A 19254-nucleotide genomic window follows, 5' to 3' on the forward strand; every position below is an offset into this window, starting at 1 on the left:
GTCTCGGGGGACGCTTCCGCCTTCTGCGTCGTCTCAGCGTGTCCTGCGGATGGCGTCGGTGGCCGCCCTGGCGATGGCGGCGGGAGCGCTGGAGGGCTTGGGCAGGTGCAGCAAGGTGGTACCCGGCAAGTGGTGGGACCTCGCGGTGAGGGTGAGCTGGAGTACGGCGCAGCCGGCGGTCGTGAGCTGCTTGACGCGGGTGACGGCCGCAGCGGTTTCGTCGCTGCGGTACTGGGCGTCGGTGACGATCACGAGGAGGCGGCCGGCGCCGGGGAGGCTGAGTCCGAGGCCGTGGTCGAGTGCGTCGATGGCGTCGCCGAGGTTGTGGGCGCCGCCGTTGGCCTCGAACGTCGTCACGCGCTCCGGTGCCCGGTGGGTGGGCCGGGTCAAGGCGGTCAGGTGCCTGTCATAGGCGATTGTGGCGGTAAGGGACTCGGGGTCGGTCAGCGCTGCTGCGCGTGCCACGATCCAGGCAGCGGACGCGACGGGCGCACAGGCGGCACGCATGGAACCGGAGACATCGACGGCGATACCCACGCGCAGCGGCGGGGTGGGGGAGTTCCGGCGGCGGGTGTGGGTGAACGGTTCCGCGGTGGGGACCGACCCGGCCGCGCGCTGGGCGTCGCGGGCGAGGGCCGCGCGCATGTTGAGGCGGCCGGGCGGGGTGGGGCTGGTGGTCCGCTCCTCGGTCCGCTCGCGGTAGGCGGCGGCACGCAGGGCGCGGCTCAGGCGCGAGGCGGCACTCTGCTCGGCGGCGGTGGGCCGGCGGGTTCCGGTGACGGGGTTGCTGTAGGGGGCCGGTGTGCCGTCGGGGCTGACGGTGCCGCGGGCGTTGAAGACCGACTTTGCGGTGGCGGCGGCTTGGCGTCGCTGGCCGGCCCGCTGGGCACGGTCCTGGGCCCGCGCCTTGGACTGTGCGGCCATGGCGTTGTTCGCTGCTGCCTGTTCCGCGAGGTCGGCGGCGTCCGTGGCGGCCGTGCAGTCCATGACGACCCCCACGGCGCCGGACAGCAGATCGCGAAGGTTCTCCGGCACCGGCAGGGTGGGAGCCGCGACGTCCAGAGCGTCACACCAGTCCTGGGCGTGCCCGAGCATGGTCGTGGCGTCGTGGTCGGCGCACTGGTGGGCTGCGGTCCAGATGCGGGTGAGTGTGGTCAGCAGGTCTGCGCCCAGCACCTTTTCGCACAGATCGGCGACGGCCTTGGTCTCGCCGGCGTCCAGGATGCCGACATCGCGGCGGCCGAGGATCAGGGCCGCCACGGAGGCGGCGTGCTCGATGCCCTGGAGGGTGGGGTGGGCGATGTCGGGCATGACCAGGGTTCGGGCACTGGTGCGCAAGTACGTGCGGTCGGTGGGCCGCCTGGTCAGGTGTGCGCCTTCGGCGCGGCTCTCTTCCAGCAGGAACGCGGCCTCGACGACACGGGGGGAGGCTCCGGCAGGCGGTGTCCAGACGGAGTGGGCCGCGTGGGCGGCCTCGTGGACGAACACTCCCCAGGCGGCGGGATACCGCTCCTCGTCGCCCACGATCCGCGGATGAATCTCGTGGGGCTGGAGCGGGGCGAACAGGCGGGCGTCGAACTCGACCTCGCCCAAGGTGGGGTAGAACGCGGCCGGTGCGCCGCTGCGGGTGCCGGGGCGGCAGGTGACGAGGAGGTCCTGGCGGCCGGAGAGGGCGACTAGGCGGTCGCCGAGTTCGGCTCCCACGCGCAGCCACGCGTCCGGAGAGGAACGGAATTGCGCGGGCGGGGCGCCGTCGTCGTCCCATCGTGCGAGGTCGGCGGCGTCCTCCGGCGTGGTGGCGGGGGACTGGACGTGGTGGTGAGCGCTCATCGCGAGCGGCCCCGGTGTGCGGAGACGGTGCTGCCCGGAGGCTTGCGGGCGGCCGAGGCGGACAGCTGCTTGCCGAGGGTGAGGGGCGCGATCTTCTTGACGCCGACAGCCTTGATGACGGCGTCGGCGACGGCGTCGCGATCCTCCACAGGAGCGATGCCGACCAGGTTCGCGAGCGCGGCGTTGGTGCCGAGGACGGCCTCGGTCTTCTGGTAGCTGAGCAGTTCCCGCAGCTGGGGGGCCCAGCCCAGCTCACCGAGGTCGACCTGGCGGGAGAGGTGCCGGGCGACCCGGACCACCCGGGCATCGATCTTCAGGGCCAGGGCGAGGTCATAGTCCGTGCCGATCTGGATCTGCACGCTGAACCGGGACGACAGCGCCTCCGTCAGAACGGCACCGTGGACGCCGGGGTTGTGGCCCGCGACCACGTAGAAGCCCGGCTCGGCCTTGATGGTCTCGCCCTTGTGGGCCTTGACCTGGATCTGCCGGCGCCCGTCCATCGCGGGATACAGCGACGCCAACACCTTCGGCGAGATCAGAGTGGCATCGTCGATCAGCAGGGCGCGGCCCTCCGTCATCGCGGTGACCAGCGGACCGTACTGGAAGACGTAACCTCCGCCGTCGGCCTGCGTGTACTCGCCGATCAAGTCGCCGACCGTGGTGTCGCCGTCACCGGCGACGGTGAGCAGGTCCGGGAACGCGGCCTCCACCAGCGACGTCTTGCCGGTGCCCGGAGGACCGTAGAGCAGCACCGGCACGTCGGCGTCGCGCAGGCGATTTAGCGCCTCGACGTCGGGCAGATCGGCCAGCTCCCGGGGGTGGTAGAGCTGGCCCCCCGCGCGGCGGATCGGGCCGGTCTGCCTGGGCCTGGCTGCTGCGGGAGCGGTCGTGCCGGCGGTGTCTGCCTGGGCGCGGGGAGCGTGGGTACCCGGTGGGCTGATCACAGCGGTCTGCGCGGCTGCAGCGGTCTTCGCGTTCGCCCGGAACTCCGGCTGTCCGCTCCCGCTTTGGTCGGCCTCACCGCGTCGCACCAGGGTGAGGGACGCGTTGCGGACGGCGCCGTGGGAGTGGCCCAGCTGCCGGGCCATGTCCCCGATGGTGAGCTTGTCCGCCGGCCGGTCGGCCAGCAGCCGGGCCACCTTGGCCCGTAGTTCGCCGCCCTTGGTCCGTGCTGGATTGGTAGGCGTTCCGGGTGTCGTCAAAACGAGGGTCCTTCAACAGGTACGGGGGCGGGCGGGGTTGGCGATGCACTGGAGCGGCTGGCCGCTGGCGGAGCGGATCACGGACTGTGCCGACCTCGGCGACCGGGCCAACCGAGGGTGTACGTCGGCGCTCACCGGCCGACCGGGGGCTCGGTGCAGGTGCAGGGGATGGCCAGCGACGAGCAGCTCGCTGGCTGCCGAGCAGGCCCGTGAGCCTGCTCCGTACCGGGTTCCGTCGTTCGGCAGACGCAGCCTGGCGCCTCTTCGAAGCCGGACTGGAGCAGGATCCGCCGGGCGGCGGCGCCAAATCGGGTGGTGGTGATCTCACCGGTGATGCTGTGCCGGATCGGCATGAACGGCTCGGCTGGTGATTCGGGCAAGGCGGGAGTCCTATCGGCGGTGGCGGGGACGCGGTGGGGTGGAGGTGCGGCGGTGCCGGCCCGGCCGGCGGCGGGGGCCGAGCACGGGCCGGGAGAGTGCGAAGACGGTGGTGGCGATGGCGGCGCCGGCGGCGGGGAGCGCGGACAGGCCGAGGAGGTGGTCGGCGAGGGTGCCGGCGAGGACGGTGCCCGCGGCCTGGCCGGTGCCGACGGCGAGGATCAGCCACGAGTACGCCTCGGTGGTCCGCGAGGCGGGGGCGAGGGCATCGATCGTCTCGAAGCCGCAGGTGATGACCATGGTGAGGAAGAGCCCCGGTAGAGCGGCGGCGACGATCGCCGCGTGCGGGCCCGGCTGGGTCAACAGCGCCAGCCACCCGACCGTGAACAGGGCGGACGTACAGCTGAGTTGGGTGGCGGGCGCGGCGCGACGGGCGAGGCGTGCGAAGAGCAGGCCGCCGAGGAACGATCCGGTGGAGAACGCGGCGGGCAGTACGCCGGTCAGCCAGGCGGCTTGATTGGTTTCGGCGATGGCCGCAGCCCAGACTCCCAGCCCGCCCAAGGACACCCCGAGTGCAGCGAGCCCCATGCACAGCAGCACCATGCCGCCGCTCACGAGCCGGTGTCGTTTCACTGGCCGGGCGGACCCAACCGCTTCCTCTCGGTGCGGGCGCCAGGTGCGCGAGGGCGCGGAGGTGAGGACGGTGGCGGTGCCGACGAGTACGAGCGCGGAGGCCGCGGCCAGTGCGGCGTCGGCTCCGAACGTGGTGGCGAGCCAGGTGGCCAGGAGCGGGCCGGCGACATACATCAACCCCTGGGCGCCAGTGTCGAGGGCCTGGATGACCTTTCGCTGCCCCAGGTCGGTCACGACACTCGGCCACAGTGACCTCAGACCGGACTCCAGCGGCGGGGCGGAGAGGCCGGCGAGCGCGACCGCGGCTCCGATCAGCCACGTGCTGCCGCCTGGACCGATGACGGGCAGGGCGAGCAGGCTGCTGCTGGAGACGATGGCGGCGGGCGCGCTCACACGGGTCTGCCCATGCCGGTCCATGAGCCTGCCCTTCAGCGGCTGGGTGACGCTGGCGGTCAGCCCGTAGATGGCGGCAAGTGCGCTGGCCGTCGCCAGTGACCCTCCGCCACGCGTGACCCACAGAACCAGGGAGACGGCGACCATGCCGCTGGGCATCCGGCCGGTCAGGGTGCCGGCGAGCAGGCGCAGGACGTGTCGCGTGCCGAGAACGGCCCGGTAGGTCACGGGCGGTGAGGCGAGGGGGCGTTCGGCCAAGAGCAAGGAGGGCGGAGACTTTCCGGGAGGTGGCCGAGGCTCGCCCGGCGGCCTCGTGCTGGAGTCAGAGGCGGCGCGGGACGCGGGGCGGGGCGGCCTGGGCAGGCGGAGGCGGCGGGGTGGATCGCACGGCGGGCGGGGGTATGAGGTGCCGTGGCTGCGGGGTGCGGTGCGGCGGCAGGACGGCGATCGTGTCCTGGAAGGCGATGAGCGCATGGCGGAGCTACCGGTCCAGGACGTCGGTCTGGACCATGAGCCCCCGCAATCGCACTGACAGATCCCGACCGGTGGCTGTCTCGGTGGCGAGCGCGAAGTCGGCGCATTCGGCCAGGAGGTCGGAGAGCTGGGAGAGGTGGCGAGGGCCGGCGCCGTCGCTCACGACGTAGTCGAGAACCTCGGCGATCTCCTGGCTCTGCGTGGCGCCGGCGATCTGCTCGATGAGGTCGGCCAACGGCGGAACCTTCCCCGCGCGGCGGGGAAACCTTCCGCGGGGGTGCAGCACACCGGGCTGAATGGCCGCAGGCAGGTCGCCCTGCGCCTGGTCGAGCGTGTCGTAGCGGCCCAGGACGCGCATCGTGGCGCTGTCGACGTCTCCGGCGACGACGAGGACGCAGTCCCCGGTGGGCTGGTCGAGGTCAGGGACCTCGACGACGGTGATCTGCCGACCAGCCGCGTCGTACCGGCTCTCGTACAGGTACATCATGTGGCGACGGCGGACATCGTGCGCGTGGGCGGTCCACCGTGCCTCTTCTGCAGCGGGCAGCTCGGGTCCGGGAGGCGGCGGGCCCTCCTGTACGGCGAGGTCGCGCAGGAACCGTGCCCGGTCGGCCCAGGTGACGTGGCACTGCCGCGAGGTCGACCGGTCGGCGATCGACTGCTCGGAGAGGTGGCGGGCATGATCTGCGGCGGCTTCGAGGTCGTCCATGAGCAGGTTCCACCCGGCTTGGTGCCGGGCGGATGGCTGGAACTCCAGGGCGGTACGGGCCCGGTCGATGAGAAGGACCGTATGGGGCAGGAGCGCGGCGAACTCCATCTCCTGTTCCCGGTGTTGTTCCGCCACGATCGCTCGCTCCATGGCGACGTGCTCGGGCCACCCGGTGCTTGCCTGCACACGAGCGACCGCGTCGTCCCCGCGCGCCTGGAGGGAGGCGAACCGTATGGCGTAGGCCGCCAAAGCGTCGAGCGCCGCACGGACGGCGGGCGAGCCGGGCTCGCCAGAGTTGTTGCGAGGTTGCGTCACCGGCGTCTCACCGTGGGCTCCGACCGGGCAGGCGCAGGTGCCAGAGCCAGCGTTCGGCTCCCGGTCCGGCGCCCCTGTTCGAGGGGCAGCGGCACGCTGGCGAGGGTGCGCAGGGAGAGGGCGACGAGCTCGTCGCCGCCTTCCACGAGCCACCAGCCGAGCGGGTCGGGGTGCGCCGTGACCGGCTTCGGCCCGGTCTCCTCGGCCGGCGCTGTGACGATGTCCTCTACCCGGTGGAGGAAGTCGACCTCGTACTCGGTGGGGGCGCCCAGGGTCCGGATCGCCGCGATGACGAGCGGCGCGGAGGCGGTGAACCGGACGTAGGCATCGACGAGGTCGGCCGGGGCGGGGTCGGGGATGGTGCCGGCCTCGTAGGTCTCCCGTGCCCAGGTGAGATCGTCCGACAGATCGGCGGCGTGCGCCTGCAGGACCGAGCGGGTGTAGGCCGGGAGGAGCCCGGTGCGAATGATGTGGGCGGCGGCCGAGGCGGTCGGCTGCACCGTCACGCCGGGTGGGGCGGTGGCGTTCGTCGGGCCCGGGACGTGGCCGGGCCGGAGGGCGCCGACGTGGTACGTGTCGAGGTGGGGGTCCTTGACGACGGCGAGTTCCGTTCCGTCGTCGCGCTTCAGGATGGCGGCCTGCTGTACCCGGTCGGCCGCCAGAGTCTGGGCGATGGGCCCGGTGCTCCACAGGCCGCCGGCGAGGTCCTCCTGCCAGACACGGAGCGAGTAGTTCTCGACTCTTGCGGTCCACTGTCCGGGCAGGTGCTCGGCCACGTCGAGCGCGATGTCCCCGATGTACCGCTCGCTGCTGGGCGTGAGCTGCAGACCGAGAGTTCGCTCGGCGACGGCGCCGAGGGTGATCAGGGCCTGGCGGGCAAGGGTGAGATCGGACAGCGGCAAGACCATGTCGCCGGAGTCGTTCTTGTCGAACCCGGACAGCTCCATGGCGGTGCGGGCCCACTGCCATGCGTCACCGTCGACGAGGCCGACGATGCCATCGCGGTCACTGGTGAACAGAGTGATCCGGGTGACGGAGCCCGCGGCTGGTTCACGGGAGTTCAGGTGCAGGGTCCTCTCGGTGTGGGTGCCCGGGCGGGCAGGGTTCGGTGTGAAAGGCGGTGAGGTGGTCGATGCCGAGCTGGTAGAGCTGACGGTCGGCGACGTCGAGGAGGTCGGCGGCGCGCAAGTACCGCTCGGCGAGGACGGGCTGACCGTGCTCGCGGCACCAGCCCCCTGTGGTGCGCAGCGCGTCACGAAGAGCGAGGAGCGGGCTGGTCGCGGTGCCGGTCAAAGCGTCGACGATGACGTGGACCTCGGCGGCGCACCGCTCGTCGCCCAGGTGCTGTGTCCAGGCCCGCACGGACTCGGCGGGATCCGGCAGCGCGAGGGCGGCCAGGTAGGGGAGCGTCTGTGCGCGGGCGCGGCGGCGTAGCTCCGTGCCGGCCGGAGTCTGAGCGGCGGCGGTCACCGGCTTCGTCCCGGCTCACCGGGTGCTGCCGGTTCAAGGAGATGGGCCTCGTACTCGCGTACTCGGGCGTGGCCGAGCCGGTGGATGAGGCTCTGCAACTTCGCCGGGACCTCGACGGTGGCCTGCGTCGTGCGGCCTGCGGACGAGGTGACGTCGGGTGCGGCGCGCAGGCGAAGGGCGATGCGGTCGACCTCGGTTTCCACGACCCGTAGGACACCGCTGAGCTCGGCCAGACGCCGGGCGTCGCGGTCGTGAGCCGGGCCGGGGAGGCCCGAGAGGGCAGTGGCGACGGCAAGGAGCACGTCGGCGGCGGGCCGCAGGAGACTGTCCTCGCCCTGGGCCAGAGCGGCCAGCGCTCGTCCCGCTTCGTGCGGCTGCTGGAGGTCCGTCCCGCCCGCCGCCCGGGCCTTCAGAGTCTTGGCCGCCGCCGCCACGGACGGCGGGACGTCCACACCGTCAGCCGACGGGACGGACGTCGGCGACAGAGCCGCGTCGAGGCGGACGGGGTAGCGGGCGGCGCGCAGCATCTCCGCGGCCAGGGAGGCGTGCTCGTTCTCCCACTCCACGCCCATGTCGAAGGGGAGACGGTGCCAGATGCCGCGCAGTGTGTACTGCCTGACGAACCCCGCACGCGCGAGCAGCTCGGAAGCCAGGCCGTCCATCGGCCCCTCCGCCTCCACCTCGCCGCCCCGACCGCGGACGATAGTGATCAGGTCATCGGTCACCGGCCACGCCCCTGGCCCGAGGCCGGGACGGAGCCCACCGGCCGTGAGGGTGCCGGCGCGGCCTGGGCGGAGAAGCTCGGCTGGTACTGCGCCGAGCGGATTCCGGCGGCCTGCGCGATCCGCGAGCGGCGCTCCTCCAGCCCGGCCCGGGGCTGGACCCTGGGCGGGCCGGCGCTCTGGGACGGGTCGAGGGTGTAGTCGGCGTAGACGTCGAAGCCCCGCTGGCGCAGGTCATGGACGGCTTGCCGCGCACGGCGCACTCCGTCGTACTCCGGCATGGCCAGCCGGTACAGCCCCGGCTGCTCGGGGACGGGCTCGAACTGCTCGGCGGTCAGGTACCAGTGCGCCAGATGAGGCGGTGTATGGGCGGTGGCGGAAGCGACGAACCCGTGGTCGGGGTGTCGGCCGAAGGTGAAGTGCTGATTCAGGAGGACTCCTTGAAGAGAGCGGTCAGCGGCGTGGTGGTCGAGTGGCGGTCCGTGCAGGAGCTGCTGGCGGAACGGGAGTGAGCTTGGGCAGATCACGTGGCAGGGACATCGGCGGCGGAGTGCCGGGCATCCACAGCGCCATCGCCTCGCTGAAGTGGGTCCGGGGGTCGGTGTCCCAGGAGATGACCGGGCCGTGAGCGTCCATCTGGCGGCTGATGACCTCGATGCCGGCCGGATGAAGGACGTACCCCCAGTGATGACCTTCGGAGCTGTGCTGGGTGATGACGTCCCGCTCGGCGGGCGTCCCGTCGAGGTTCACGACGCCGGTCATCTCGCGGCTGGGCCACTGCTCGCCGCCGGTCAGCCGCTGGAGCAGGCCCGGGGGCGATCCGTCGAGGAGGTCGGTTCCGATCTCCTCCCAGGCGAAGACGACGTCGTCCACCAGGTATCGGCTGAGGGCTTCGAGGTCCCGGCCGAAGCGGAAGCGGTAGGCGGCGAGGAGCAGCGGCACCATGTTCGGAGGGCTGCTGTCGTACTGGAGGTGAACGCCGGTGTAGCCGCCGTCCGGGTCGGGGCGGGCGATGAAGGCAGGGGATCCCAAGAAGGCTCCAGGGGAGAAGGGACTACGGGGCGTGCCTGGGCTGGGGCGCGGAGGACACGGGCGGCCGGGGCGCGCCTGCTGGGCGAGGGTGGTGGCGCGTCGGCGGGGGCGGGGAAAGGCCGGCCATGCGCTCGGGGACGACGTGGAGGTCTTCACCGAGCCGCCGTACTTGGACGGCGGCGTCGGCGAGGTCCTTCGCCAGGTAGAAAGCGTCGTCGTCCCCGTCGTCGCGGTCGTACGCGCGGGCCCGGTCGGCTGTGGCATCGAGGAGTTCCGCGAGCCGGGCGAGCAGGCCGTCGGTGCCGTCGACGAGTTGGTGCAGTACCACGGCGGCATCCCGCACGTCCGTGCTTGCGAGGACGGCGCTGCTCAGGGCGTTCAACATGCTGCTGTACGGGAAGCGAGCGTCGGGCAGATCGGCGCGGTCGAGGCTCGAGCCGTGCACCCCGGCCGTCGCCGGACCGTGGTCGGCAGAGTCGGTTCGGGAAGGCAGGGAGCTCCCTTTCTGCAGCGGCATGGCCTGGGTTACCGCGCGCGGCCCGACGAGCGCGGGGCGGCGGAGTGTAGAGCCGCCCCGGTAGCGACCCGGCTCGCCTGGGGCGTATTGGTGCGGCCCGTCGTGACCACGGCGGTGCCCGATACCGCTGCGGGATGGCGGTAGTTGAGCCCGATCCCGAGCTTGGCCAGCCGGTCGGCGAGGACCTGGATGCGTACGGCCGTGGCGACGGGCCCGGACTCAGAACGCAGGAGGAACGCACCCTGATTCGGGACGTACTGGAATCCGGTCAGGTACAGGGTGTCTCGGGCTTCAGCGGGGACGTGTCCGTACGGGGCGCCGAGGAGTCCGTCCTCGTAGCGGACGAGCGTGACCGCGCTGGTCTCTGCTGGTGCCTGTCGGTGGGCTGGAGGGGCAGGCCGTCGTCGCGCTTGCTCGCGCACGGCCTCCGCGGCCCGGGCGTATCGGGGGAGGAGTCGGCGGGTGATCGCGGCAGCGGCACGGACGGGATCGGTGCCGATCACGATGCCGTTCGGCTCGGGTACGTCATGGAAGTGGTGCGGCAGGAAGCCGGGTGGCTCCAGCGCGGCGACGAGAAACTGCTTGGGTCTGAGGGGCCGGTCGATGATGTAGAGCTCTTGTCCGGCCGGGCCGGTGAGGACCGCGTCGTGGCCGAGGACGAACTCGCCGGCAGCCCAGTCGACGTGACCGTTGTCCCACAGCCGGTCGGCGGTCGGGAACTGATCGCGGTAGGAGGGGTGACGGTGATAGGCGCTTGTCCAGTCACCCGGGAGCCGATCTGCGATCTCCAGGGCGAAGGTTTCGAGTGGGGGTGAATTCCGCAGCATGGTCTCCGACATGTCGTGGGCGTGGCCAGTCGAGGTACGAGGCTGGGGCGCCTACAGGTCCTCGTGGTCGCGGTCCCAGTCGGCGTCGTCGAGGGTGTCCTGCTGGTACTGGAAGACGGCTTCCTCCAGCGGGTGGAGGCTGGAGATTCCGGGGTGGGAGCGGAAGGCGTCGGTGCGCTCGTGGATGTACTGCTGGGTGTCCGCGGCGGCGGTGATGGTGCGGACGGTGTTCCGCGAGGAGATCAGGCCCCACTGCGTCATGTCCGTCGGGGTGGTGTGCTTCATCCACACCCAGATCCCGTTACCGAGCTTGATGATGCTCTCGGGGTGGTACAGGCCGCCGGTCCTCTTGTTGCGGCGAGGGCTGCGGCGCTCGCCGAGGTCCCGCATCAGGCCCTGGGCCGCCTTCCTCAGGACGGCGCCCTCCAGGTCGTCGCGCTCTCGGATCCGGGCACACAGGTCGTCGAGGAAGTCGTCCTTGTGCATACGGCCGGCGTCGGTGGTGACGTGCTGGGCGGCTTCGAGGGCGAGCTGGCGCAGCTGGGGGTCGGAGGAGTACTTCACGGGAGGTCGCGGTCCTTCCAGACGGCGGCGATTTCGGCCAGGGTGGTTGCGGCGTGCTCGATCACTTCGCGGGTGACGGCGCGGCCGGGCGGGGCGAGTTCGGGGTCGTACTGGGCGAAGGTGCGGCTGCCGCGTATCTGAGCGAGGGCGGGGAGAACCTCGCAGAGCAGGTTGGTGGCAACCCGGCGCTGCCGCAGGTCTTCCTCCTGCCGGGCCTTGCGTTCCGCCCATGCGCCCTGGATGGTGAGTTCGCCCTCGGCCACCCTGTCGGCCAGTTGGGGGTCCTCGGAACGCAGGCGTGCGAGCTGTGCTTCCGACGATTCGGCCTGGGCCTTGTTCTTCTGCGCGACCGAGTACGCCTCGTTCAGGCCCATGGTGCCGTTGATGACGGCCTCAGCCAGGTCGGGCGCATGCCGCAAGACCATGCTGGCCTGTCCGATGCGTCCCACCGAGACGCCGGCCTGTTCACTCAGTGAACGGACGGACTGTTCACCGGGTGAACGCTGCTCGTGTTCACTGAATGAACGCGCCTTGGCCGTGATCATGGCGAGCTGGCCCTTGGTCACGTTCCGGCGCTGCCTGTTGGCCGAAAGCACGTATCGGCCGGTGTCGTCGCCTTCGTAAGTGGTGTAGGTCGGCTCGATGCCGGCGATCTCGCAGGCCCGAAGGCGGTTCTTGCCGTCCAGGATCCGGCCTGCGGTGTCAAGGACGACGGGGTTGTCGAGGCCGTGTTCGCGGATGTCGTCCGCAAGGGACTGGAGCTCTTCTTCGTCGAGCAAGGGGAAGAGCGCGGTGGTCGGGTGTAGGTCGATGGTGTTGTCCTGCCGATCTGTGCTGTTGGTTGGTTGGGCACTCAGTGCATGCGTGAGTCGGTGTCGAAGAGCGACTTCTCGGTGGGGTGGAGGAGGTGCTGGACGACGAAGCTCCGGCCGGCGACGCGCCACAGGCCGCGTCCGCGGGTGAGGTGGGAGATGGCCTCGGTCTCGACGGCGGTGAGGCCGAGGAGGGTGGCGGCGGCCTGGATCTGGTCGGTTTCCTGGCGGTAGATGATGCGGGTGGAGCAGTCGGCCAGGAGTCCTTCGGCGAGGGCGCGGCCCTGGGATCCGGCGTCGCCCGCGGTGAGTAGGTCGGACAGCCGGTGGATGACCATGAGGTTGGCGATGCCGAGGCCGCGGCTCAGCTTCCACTGGGCCTGCATGCGCTGGAGGAGGCCGGGGTGGCGCATCAGCCGCCACGCCTCGTCGTAGACGATCCAGCGACGGCCGCCGTCAGGGTCGGTGAGGGCCGCTTCCATCCACGCCGAGGCGCAGGTCATGGCGAGTACCAGCGCGGTGTCGTCGCCGGATCCCCCGAGCCGGGACAGGTCGATGGAGAGCATCGGGCTTGTCGGGTCGAAGGCCACCGTGGAGGGGGCGTCGAACATACCCGCGAGGTCGCCGTGGACGAGGCGGCGCAGGGCGTGGGAGAGGTCGCGGGCGGCGTCGCCGAGGTGGCCGGAGACGGTGCCGGCGGCGGCGTCGAGGAGGTGGGGCTGGGCGAGGGTGTGGGCGATGTCGCCGAGCAGCGGGGCTCGGCCGGCGGCGGTGGCGGCGTGGACGACGCCGTCCAGGGCGATGTCGAGGGCGGTGTGCTCCATGGGGAGCAGGTCGCGGCCGAGGACGGTGCGGGCGAGGGAGCCGAGCAGGAGCAGGCGGCGTTTGCGGACCTCGCCGGCCCAGTCCGCTTCCGAGATGGACGGCGGCTTCGGGGCGGCGTCGAGGGGGTTGAGCCGTCCCGGGAGCCCGGGGCCGAGGGCGATGGAGGTGCCGCCGAGCGCGGTGGCGACCGGCGTCCATTCGCCCTTCGGATCGCACGGGACGTAGACGCGGTAGCCGAAGGCGACCGAGCGGAGCGCGAAGGACTTCGCGAGGGCGCTCTTGCCCTGGCCGATGACCCCGGCCAGAAGGATGTTCGGGTTGGTGAAGCCCTCGACTTTCCCGTATAGGGAGAAGGGGTCGAAGACGAAGGACCCTTCGGCGTGGACGTCGCGGCCGATGTAGATGCCCTCGGCGCCGAGGCCGCCTTCGGCGAGGAAGGGGTAGGCGCCGGAAGCGGTGGCGGTGGTCATGCGGTGGGCGGGCAGGCGCAGGCGTTTGCCGCGGGCGAAGGCAGTGCCGGGGCGGCCGGCGGGAGCGTAGAGCGGCGCGGGCATCTCTGCCTCGGCCGCCGTGGCGCCGGCGGTCTCCACGGCGGCGGCCTGCGCTTTGGCGCGGGCTTCTGCGAGCTGCTTGCGGGCTGCGCGCCGGGTGGTGCGGTCGGCGCCGTGCGGGGTGAACAGGGGGCTGGCCGAGGCGCGGCGAGCCCGCCGTCCGGGGCGGTGTCGGGACATGGCTGGGGGATCGATTCTGCGCGGGGTGGCTCAGGCGGTGCCGTGGTCGGCCGGGGTGGTCTTGCGGCGGACGGCGTGGCTGGAGGCGAGGTGGCGCTGGCAGATGGTGAGGACGAGCGGGCCGTCGGGGAGCCGGTCGGGGGTGCAGGCGGGGGCAGCGGGCAGGGTGTGGAAGGCGTCGTGGAGGCTGGCGGTGGCCTGCCAGAGCCGCAGGTGCGCGGTGGCCAGATGCCGTCCTGACGTGGGGTGTTCGGGGCGCACGGTCTCGGCGAGCTGGTCGAGGAGCAGGTGCAGGCGGGTGACGTGCTCGTGCAGGTTGTCGAGGTGTCGCCGGTCGGCCGGGGTGCCCCGGCCGATGGACCGGGCGTGGTGGCGGATGCCGGCGGTCGCGGCCCGCAGGTACGGGTGGGCGTCCGTCGGGTCGGTCGCGGTGATGGTGGCCAAGAGCGTGGGGTCTTTCTGCGGTGGCCTGGATGGATCAGGCGGCGGGGCCCTACTTGTCCTGGGCGGTGCGGGCGAGGGGGAGTGCGGCGAGGGCGAACGCGTCGGGCTGCTGGTAGTCGAGGCGGCGCAGGTCGACCTGGGCGGTGACGGCGGCGGTCTCGATCTGAGCGCAGGCTGCGTCCAGGGCCTGGTCGGTGTCGGCGGAGACGGTGAGCAGGCCAGTCATGGCGACGTCGGCGTGGCCGGCGATGAGCTGCCTCTCGCGTTCCTTGACGTCGCCGTACTCGACGACGTCGGCCTCGGAGTCGACCTGTCCGCGGCGGGCACGCTCGTTGGCGTCGGCGATGATCGTCGCCTTGGTGCGCTGGACGTCGCGGATCGCGGACTCGAAGCCCTGGGGGACATAGATGAGGGAGAAGGAGCGGCGCACCCCGGCGGTGAACAGCAGCTGGTGGAGGAAGCCCGCGAGGACTTCGGTGCGCGGCCAGTTCTCGACCCAGTAGGTGGTGTGGCGGGCAGTGTCGGTGATGAGCCGGTCGTGTTCCTCGACCTGGACGACGGGGCCGGCGGCGGCGGGGTCGGCTTCGGCGCGGCCGGTGTCCGACCACTGCTGCAGCGCGGCCAGGGCCTTGGGGTCGTAGGCGGTGCGGATGACGGCGGCGACTTCCCGCGCGTTCAGCCAGCCGTTCACGGTCAGACCGGCGTTGCGGGCGGCCTGGGTGAGGGAGGAGGTGGCCTGGCCGAGGATGGTGAAGGCTCCGGGTAGCCCGCCGCCGGCCTGGCTGATCAGGCGCTTGGCGGCCTTCAAGTCGAGGGAGATGGCCAGGTACGTCTCGTGCGGGGCGGCTGCCGGGCCGGCTGAGGCGACGAGATCGCTGTAGACCTGGCCGGCGAGCTGGGTACCGGGCCGGCCGTGGGTGTTCCAGTGCCGGGTCAGGGTGTCGCCGGAGTCGGGGACGGTCCGCTCCAGGACCTGGACGGTGGCGACGTGCCCGGTGCGCGCGATCCCGGCCAGGGCCCGCCCCCACGCCTGGACGTGGGAGTTCTGGGTGGCGGGGTCCAGCAGGGCGAAGGCCCGGCTGGTCACCCGGGCGACCGCGGTGAGGGTCTGCTGGTGGGGATCGTGCAGAGCGGCGGCCTGTCCGTCGGCCGGGGTGACCACCTTGATCGAAGCGGCTGTTCCCGGCAGGTGCAGGGTTCCTTCGGCGCGCGGGCGGGACACCGGACGGGCGAGCCACAGGGTCTGCCCGGTGCGGCGGCGCTGCGCGTAGCGGGCGACGATCGGCGCCCAGTCGATCAGGGACCGGCCGCGGCGGCGGACGGCGACGAGGGCGGCGATCCCTGCCCACAGCGGGGTGAGGATCAGGGCGCCGGGCAGGCCGGTGGTCACGACGGTGACCAGGAGCAGCGCGAGCGCTGCGGAGGTGAGGACGAGCTGGGGCAGCGAGAGGCCGAGCAGGATCCCGCGGCGGGACCTGGTCGGGAACTTCACCGTCATTGGGGTGATCGTGAGGTCAGACAAGGCAAGGGCTTTCCGAAGGAGGCGGCCCCCGGGACGGGACACAGCGTTCGTGTCCCGTCCTGGGAACCAGGGGAGTGTCGGGTGTCAGGAACCGGCGGGGGGCTGCGGCGTCGTGAACGGGCTGCCGCCCGTGCCGGACTCGGAGCCCTGCGCGGCACCGACGACGCCGGCGCTCGGAGGCGCTCCGTCCTGCGTGCTGCGCGGTGTGGCACCCGCGGGAGGTCCGCCGGGGGCGCTGTTGCCGACCCCGACGGAGTTGCCTGAGTCCTGGGCCGCCGGGCTGGTCGGCATGGAGCTGACCGCCTCGTTCAGGCCGCTCTGGACCTTGTCCATGGCCGGTGATGCTCCGGTGCCGCCACCGCTTCCGGAAGGGCTGGAGGCGATGTCGCCGGGGAATCCACCGCTGCCTGCGGCCGGGCCCTGCGGCGATGCAGCTCCGGCCCCGGCGGCGGCGCCGCCGGTTCCTGCGGTGGCTGCTGCAGCTGCCGCCTTGCGGGTCGCGTTTTCGGCGTGCTGCTTGGCGAGCTGGGCACCAGCTCCGCCGGAGCGGTGCAGGGTCTCACCGTCGGTGGACTCCGCTGCCCAGTGCACGAACTTGAAGGTCGCGTACGGACACAGCATCACCAAGAGCATGATGACGATGCCGGCCATGACGTCGGCGAGCGCGGCGATTCCGCCGTCCGCGTCGGTCTTGCCCATGGCGGAGATGCCGAGGAGGAAGACCACGGTCATCAGCAGCTTGGAGACGATCAGGGTGGCGGTCGCCTCGATCCAGCCGCGCCGCCAGCGGCGGGCGGCCTCCCATCCGCCGCCCGCTCCGGCGAAGACCGCCAGGGTCACGAGCACGAGGATGCCGACCTTGCGGACCATCATGACGCACCAGTACATGACGGCGCCGACGGCGGCGCCGAGGGCTGCGAGGGCGGCCACCAGCCAGCCGAGTGGGGAGATCGCGGCGATCTGCGAGACCTTCACCATGCGGCGGACGGCGTCGTCGATGGAGGTGCCGGCTGCCGCGAACAGCGAGTCGGACAGGGCGTCGACGACTTCGATCGCGACCGTGGTCAGGGCGATGGCGGCGAAGCAGAAGATCACGCCGCCGGCGGTGCCGGTGAACGCCTGGCCGAGTGCCTGTCCGTCGCGCTTCATCGCGGCCCGGACGAGCTGGGCGCAGAAGGTGGCGACGAGGATGGTCAGCCCGATCGGCAGCAGCATCTCGTAGTTGTCGCGGAACCATCCGGCGCCGAGGTCGATCTTGGTGGTGGTGTTGACGGCCTCGGCGGCCAGGTCGGCGGCTGCGGCGGCGAGTTCGCCGCAGGACTTGGCGATCCAGTTGCCGATGCCCTCGGTGATCGCCTTGCCCGGGTCGGAGACGAAGTCGATCGCGTCGGCCGCGTCGCAGAGCTTGCCCGCGACCGGAAGAGCGCAGAAGTCCACGACGGACTCCTCCTATCTGTTGCGGTTCAGGGGGCGGTGTTCGGCGCGATGGCGACCAGGGCGCAGTCGGCGCTGGGCCGGCACTGCACGGCGAGGGTGACCGAGCGGTCCTCGGCGCCGCCTCCACCGTCCTTCCAGGCGATTGCCTGCTTGCCGGCGACGGTGACGGCGTAGATGTACGCCTCGGTCAGGGCGGCCGGGTTCTCGGCCAGGGCCTGCTTGAACGCCGAGGGGAAGTGCGCCTGGGAGACGGTCGCGGTGGCGTGCTGGCCCTGGTCGTGCATCCGCGACCACAGCAGAGGGTCGGGGACCTGGGCCTGGATGGAGGTCCAGTCGGTGTACTTCGTCTCGGTCGTCATCCAGGCGTGCATGCCGGCGAGCTGCTGGTCGCGGGTGGTGGCCCGGGTGTCGTAGGACCAGAGCATCACCGCCGCGGCGCGGCCGTAGGCGAGAGGATCGGACAGCCGCGGCGGAGGGGAGACCGTCCCCGTCGCAGCCTCCGCGACGGGTGCCGTCGTGCCCGGACGGGTGGTCGGACCGCTGGCGGACGGCTTGCCGGAGGGCGCCTCGCCCCGGCCGCCGCCGGTCGTGAGGTAGGCGGCAAGACCGGCGCCGGCCAGGAGCAGGGCCAGGACCGCGGCGAGGACGGAGACGCGCCGGCCGGTGGACCAGTGCGCGGTGGCGGCGCGGACGCGTGGGCGGGAGCGCTTGCCCATCAGCGGACCTGCGTGCCGAGCGTGGAGAAGAACGCGATGATCCCGTTCGCGGCACCGAGACCGAGCGCGGCGCCCGCGGACACGAGGGCGCCCTTCTTTCCGTTGGCCTCGGCCTGGTGACCACCGGTGTGGTGGCCCCAGGCCCACACGCCGAGGGAGACGGCGAGTGCGCCGACGACGGCGATGATCGCGGCCATGTTGATGGAGCTGACGACGTTGCGCAGCAGGTCCAGGCCCGGCAGGAAGCCGCCCTTCGGGGAGACGCCGGGGTCGTAGGCCAGGTACGTGACGCGGTCGGCTATCTGCTGGAGGTGAGCGAGGGTGGGGATGGTCGAACTCCTTGCGAGCGCAGGCCAGATGGCCCAGCGGGAAAGAGGAAGAGGGGAAGGCGCGCGGCGGCATGCGGCTCGCGGCGGCCGGGGGAAGCGGCCCGTGGCCCGGGAAGCGGGCGGGGAGCGCTAGGAGGCGAGGGCGGGGATGCGGCGGACGGCGAGGATCTGCCAGTCGGCGACCTTCTCGATCCGCACGGGGCGCCCGGTCTTCGGCGCGTTGATCACGAGACCCGCGCCCATGTACATCCCGACGTGCTCGGGGACGGCGGCGGTGCCGCGGGTGAAGAGCAGGTCACCGGGCTTGAGCGCGTTCGCCGGGACCGGGACGCCCTCCTTGACCTGGGTGTACGTGGTCCGGGTGAGGGTCACGCCCGCCTTGGCGTACGCCTGCTGCATCAGGGAGCTGCAGTCGCAGCGGCCCATCGGATCCGGCCCGTGGGCGTTCTTGCAGGTGCCGCCCCACTGGTAGAGGGTGCCGAGCTGGTGCATCGCCCACTCGATCGCCGTGCGGGCCTTCGGGGAAGCGTCGGCGGGGATCTTGTATCCAGCGGGGACGGAGCCCTGGGGGATCTCCCCCCACTGCGATCCGTCCTCGCCGGGTCGGCAGCCGCCGCCCGCCGCGCCACCCTCAGCTCCCGCGTCCGTGCCGCCTCCGCGGAGGGTCTTGACGATCGCCTCCTGCAGGGCACGGGCGAGCGGCTCCCACTGCGCGTAGGCGTCGGGGTAGCCGGAGATCTGGACGGCCTGGGCGGCCTGGGTGAGCGTCATCTGTTGCCAGCCCGCGACCTTGAGGAGACCCTCGTAGAAGCGGGTGGAGGCGTGGACGGGGTCGAGGATCTCCTCGGCGGTGCCCCAGCCCATGCTCGGCCGCTGTTGGAACAGGCCCAGGCTGTCGCGGTCGCCGTAGCGGAGGTTGCGCAGGCGGGATTCCTGTATCGCGGTCGCGAGGGCGACGACTTGGCCGCGCTCGGGGACCTTCATGGCGATCCCGGTGGCGATGATCGTCTTGGCGTGAGGGATCTGCTCGGAGGGCAGTTCCAGGCCCTTGATCTGGATGCCGGGGGTGGCGCCGGAGCCGCCGAGGATGCCTGCGACCTGCTGGGTGACGGCGTTGGCGTCGACCGTGTTGCCGACGTCACACTGAGTGGCGCGGGAAGCGGAGCTGCTGGCGGCAGCCGCTGTGGCGGCTGCGCCGGCCAGGAGGAGCGGAGAGAGGACGACGACGCCGACGGCTGCGGCTATGCCCTTCAATCCGCTGCGCCCCCGGAGGAGATGAGGGCTCTACTCGGTGTTCGGGGCAGGGGAGGGTACGGCTGTGTCACGAGTGGTCCTTGAGGTGAAGTCCGGCCGCGCTGGTCCGAGGTGAGAA

21 protein-coding genes are annotated in these 19254 nt (G+C 72.0%); all 21 read right to left on the minus strand.

Annotated features, from left to right (window positions below; genetic code table 11):
• Positions 1 to 33: 33 nt before the first annotated feature.
• Positions 34 to 1830: a hypothetical protein gene (locus ACGFZF_RS14225; RefSeq protein WP_392582306.1), complete on the minus strand. Its 1797-nt coding sequence runs from the start codon at positions 1828 to 1830 to the stop codon at positions 34 to 36.
• Complete coding sequence (locus tag ACGFZF_RS14230) at positions 1827 to 2969, minus strand: AAA family ATPase (protein ID WP_392582342.1); 1143 nt, start codon at positions 2967 to 2969, stop codon at positions 1827 to 1829. The genes ACGFZF_RS14225 and ACGFZF_RS14230 overlap by 4 nt, the downstream gene beginning before the upstream one ends.
• A gap of 194 nt (positions 2970 to 3163) precedes the next feature.
• Positions 3164 to 3385, minus strand: a complete 222-nt coding sequence (locus ACGFZF_RS14235) for a hypothetical protein (protein WP_392582341.1) — start codon at positions 3383 to 3385, stop codon at positions 3164 to 3166.
• 37 nt (positions 3386 to 3422) lie between these two features.
• Positions 3423 to 4694 carry an MFS transporter gene (locus tag ACGFZF_RS14240; RefSeq protein ID WP_392582305.1) on the minus strand — a complete coding sequence of 424 codons (1272 nt, stop codon included), beginning with the start codon at positions 4692 to 4694 and terminating at the stop codon, positions 3423 to 3425.
• 223 nt (positions 4695 to 4917) lie between these two features.
• Positions 4918 to 5934: a hypothetical protein gene (locus ACGFZF_RS14245; protein ID WP_392582304.1), complete on the minus strand. Its 1017-nt coding sequence runs from the start codon at positions 5932 to 5934 to the stop codon at positions 4918 to 4920.
• Complete coding sequence (locus ACGFZF_RS14250; RefSeq protein ID WP_392582303.1) at positions 5931 to 6881, minus strand: hypothetical protein; 951 nt, start codon at positions 6879 to 6881, stop codon at positions 5931 to 5933. The genes ACGFZF_RS14245 and ACGFZF_RS14250 overlap by 4 nt, the downstream gene beginning before the upstream one ends.
• Positions 6882 to 6984: 103 nt before the next feature.
• On the minus strand, positions 6985 to 7404 hold the full coding sequence (locus ACGFZF_RS14255; protein ID WP_392582302.1) for a hypothetical protein: 420 nt from the start codon (positions 7402 to 7404) through the stop codon (positions 6985 to 6987).
• Positions 7401 to 8066: a hypothetical protein gene (locus ACGFZF_RS14260; RefSeq protein WP_393554006.1), complete on the minus strand. Its 666-nt coding sequence runs from the start codon at positions 8064 to 8066 to the stop codon at positions 7401 to 7403. Before ACGFZF_RS14260 ends, ACGFZF_RS14255 begins: the two co-directional genes overlap by 4 nt.
• Positions 8067 to 8125: 59 nt before the next feature.
• Positions 8126 to 8653, minus strand: coding sequence for a hypothetical protein (locus ACGFZF_RS14265; RefSeq protein ID WP_392625651.1), 528 nt, complete (start codon positions 8651 to 8653; stop codon positions 8126 to 8128).
• A complete protein-coding gene (locus tag ACGFZF_RS14270; protein WP_392582299.1) occupies positions 8580 to 9158 on the minus strand; it encodes a hypothetical protein in 579 nt (192 codons plus the stop codon). The genes ACGFZF_RS14265 and ACGFZF_RS14270 overlap by 74 nt, the downstream gene beginning before the upstream one ends.
• A gap of 22 nt (positions 9159 to 9180) precedes the next feature.
• Entirely contained in the window at positions 9181 to 9543 is a 363-nt protein-coding gene (locus ACGFZF_RS14275) for a hypothetical protein (RefSeq protein ID WP_392582298.1), read from the minus strand.
• Positions 9544 to 9683: 140 nt separating this feature from the next.
• On the minus strand, positions 9684 to 10514 hold the full coding sequence (locus ACGFZF_RS14280; RefSeq protein WP_392625653.1) for a hypothetical protein: 831 nt from the start codon (positions 10512 to 10514) through the stop codon (positions 9684 to 9686).
• 39 nt (positions 10515 to 10553) lie between these two features.
• Positions 10554 to 11066, minus strand: a complete 513-nt coding sequence (locus ACGFZF_RS14285; protein ID WP_329283905.1) for a hypothetical protein — start codon at positions 11064 to 11066, stop codon at positions 10554 to 10556.
• Positions 11063 to 11845: a ParB N-terminal domain-containing protein gene (locus ACGFZF_RS14290; RefSeq protein WP_392582296.1), complete on the minus strand. Its 783-nt coding sequence runs from the start codon at positions 11843 to 11845 to the stop codon at positions 11063 to 11065. The genes ACGFZF_RS14285 and ACGFZF_RS14290 overlap by 4 nt, the downstream gene beginning before the upstream one ends.
• 74 nt (positions 11846 to 11919) lie before the next feature.
• Positions 11920 to 13434 carry a VirB4 family type IV secretion system protein gene (locus ACGFZF_RS14295; protein WP_392625656.1) on the minus strand — a complete coding sequence of 505 codons (1515 nt, stop codon included), beginning with the start codon at positions 13432 to 13434 and terminating at the stop codon, positions 11920 to 11922.
• A 30-nt stretch (positions 13435 to 13464) separates the two neighbouring features.
• Positions 13465 to 13869, minus strand: a complete 405-nt coding sequence (locus ACGFZF_RS14300) for a DUF6238 family protein (RefSeq protein WP_392582340.1) — start codon at positions 13867 to 13869, stop codon at positions 13465 to 13467.
• Positions 13870 to 13927: 58 nt separating this feature from the next.
• Positions 13928 to 15376, minus strand: coding sequence for an SCO6880 family protein (locus tag ACGFZF_RS14305; protein WP_392582294.1), 1449 nt, complete (start codon positions 15374 to 15376; stop codon positions 13928 to 13930).
• A 108-nt stretch (positions 15377 to 15484) separates the two neighbouring features.
• On the minus strand, positions 15485 to 16837 hold the full coding sequence (locus ACGFZF_RS14310; protein ID WP_392582293.1) for an ATP-binding protein: 1353 nt from the start codon (positions 16835 to 16837) through the stop codon (positions 15485 to 15487).
• 26 nt (positions 16838 to 16863) lie between these two features.
• Positions 16864 to 17553, minus strand: coding sequence for a hypothetical protein (locus ACGFZF_RS14315; RefSeq protein WP_392582292.1), 690 nt, complete (start codon positions 17551 to 17553; stop codon positions 16864 to 16866).
• Positions 17553 to 17855 (minus strand): DUF6112 family protein, encoded by a 303-nt coding sequence (locus tag ACGFZF_RS14320; protein WP_041662993.1) that lies wholly within the window; start codon positions 17853 to 17855, stop codon positions 17553 to 17555. Before ACGFZF_RS14320 ends, ACGFZF_RS14315 begins: the two co-directional genes overlap by 1 nt.
• A 156-nt stretch (positions 17856 to 18011) precedes the next feature.
• Positions 18012 to 19136: a C40 family peptidase gene (locus tag ACGFZF_RS14325; RefSeq protein WP_392582291.1), complete on the minus strand. Its 1125-nt coding sequence runs from the start codon at positions 19134 to 19136 to the stop codon at positions 18012 to 18014.
• Between the last annotated feature and the right edge of the window lie 118 nt (positions 19137 to 19254).

The organism is Streptomyces sp. NPDC048338, from assembly GCF_043201055.1.
GTDB lineage: Bacteria > Actinomycetota > Actinomycetes > Streptomycetales > Streptomycetaceae > Streptomyces.

Bases quoted from the DNA above. Each gene is read 5' to 3' on its own strand.
- ACGFZF_RS14275 (WP_392582298.1), bottom strand. From the start codon at position 9,543: ATGTTGAACGCCCTGAGCAGCGCCGTCCTCGCAAGCACGGACGTGCGG.
- ACGFZF_RS14280 (WP_392625653.1), bottom strand. From the start codon at position 10,514: ATGTCGGAGACCATGCTGCGGAATTCACCCCCACTCGAAACCTTCGCC.
- ACGFZF_RS14235 (WP_392582341.1), bottom strand. From the start codon at position 3,385: ATGCCGATCCGGCACAGCATCACCGGTGAGATCACCACCACCCGATTT.
- ACGFZF_RS14250 (WP_392582303.1), bottom strand. From the start codon at position 6,881: ATGGAGCTGTCCGGGTTCGACAAGAACGACTCCGGCGACATGGTCTTG.
- ACGFZF_RS14295 (WP_392625656.1), bottom strand. From the start codon at position 13,434: ATGTCCCGACACCGCCCCGGACGGCGGGCTCGCCGCGCCTCGGCCAGC.
- ACGFZF_RS14260 (WP_393554006.1), bottom strand. From the start codon at position 8,066: ATGGACGGCCTGGCTTCCGAGCTGCTCGCGCGTGCGGGGTTCGTCAGG.
- ACGFZF_RS14305 (WP_392582294.1), bottom strand. From the start codon at position 15,376: ATGACGGTGAAGTTCCCGACCAGGTCCCGCCGCGGGATCCTGCTCGGC.
- ACGFZF_RS14315 (WP_392582292.1), bottom strand. From the start codon at position 17,553: ATGGGCAAGCGCTCCCGCCCACGCGTCCGCGCCGCCACCGCGCACTGG.
- ACGFZF_RS14225 (WP_392582306.1), bottom strand. From the start codon at position 1,830: ATGAGCGCTCACCACCACGTCCAGTCCCCCGCCACCACGCCGGAGGAC.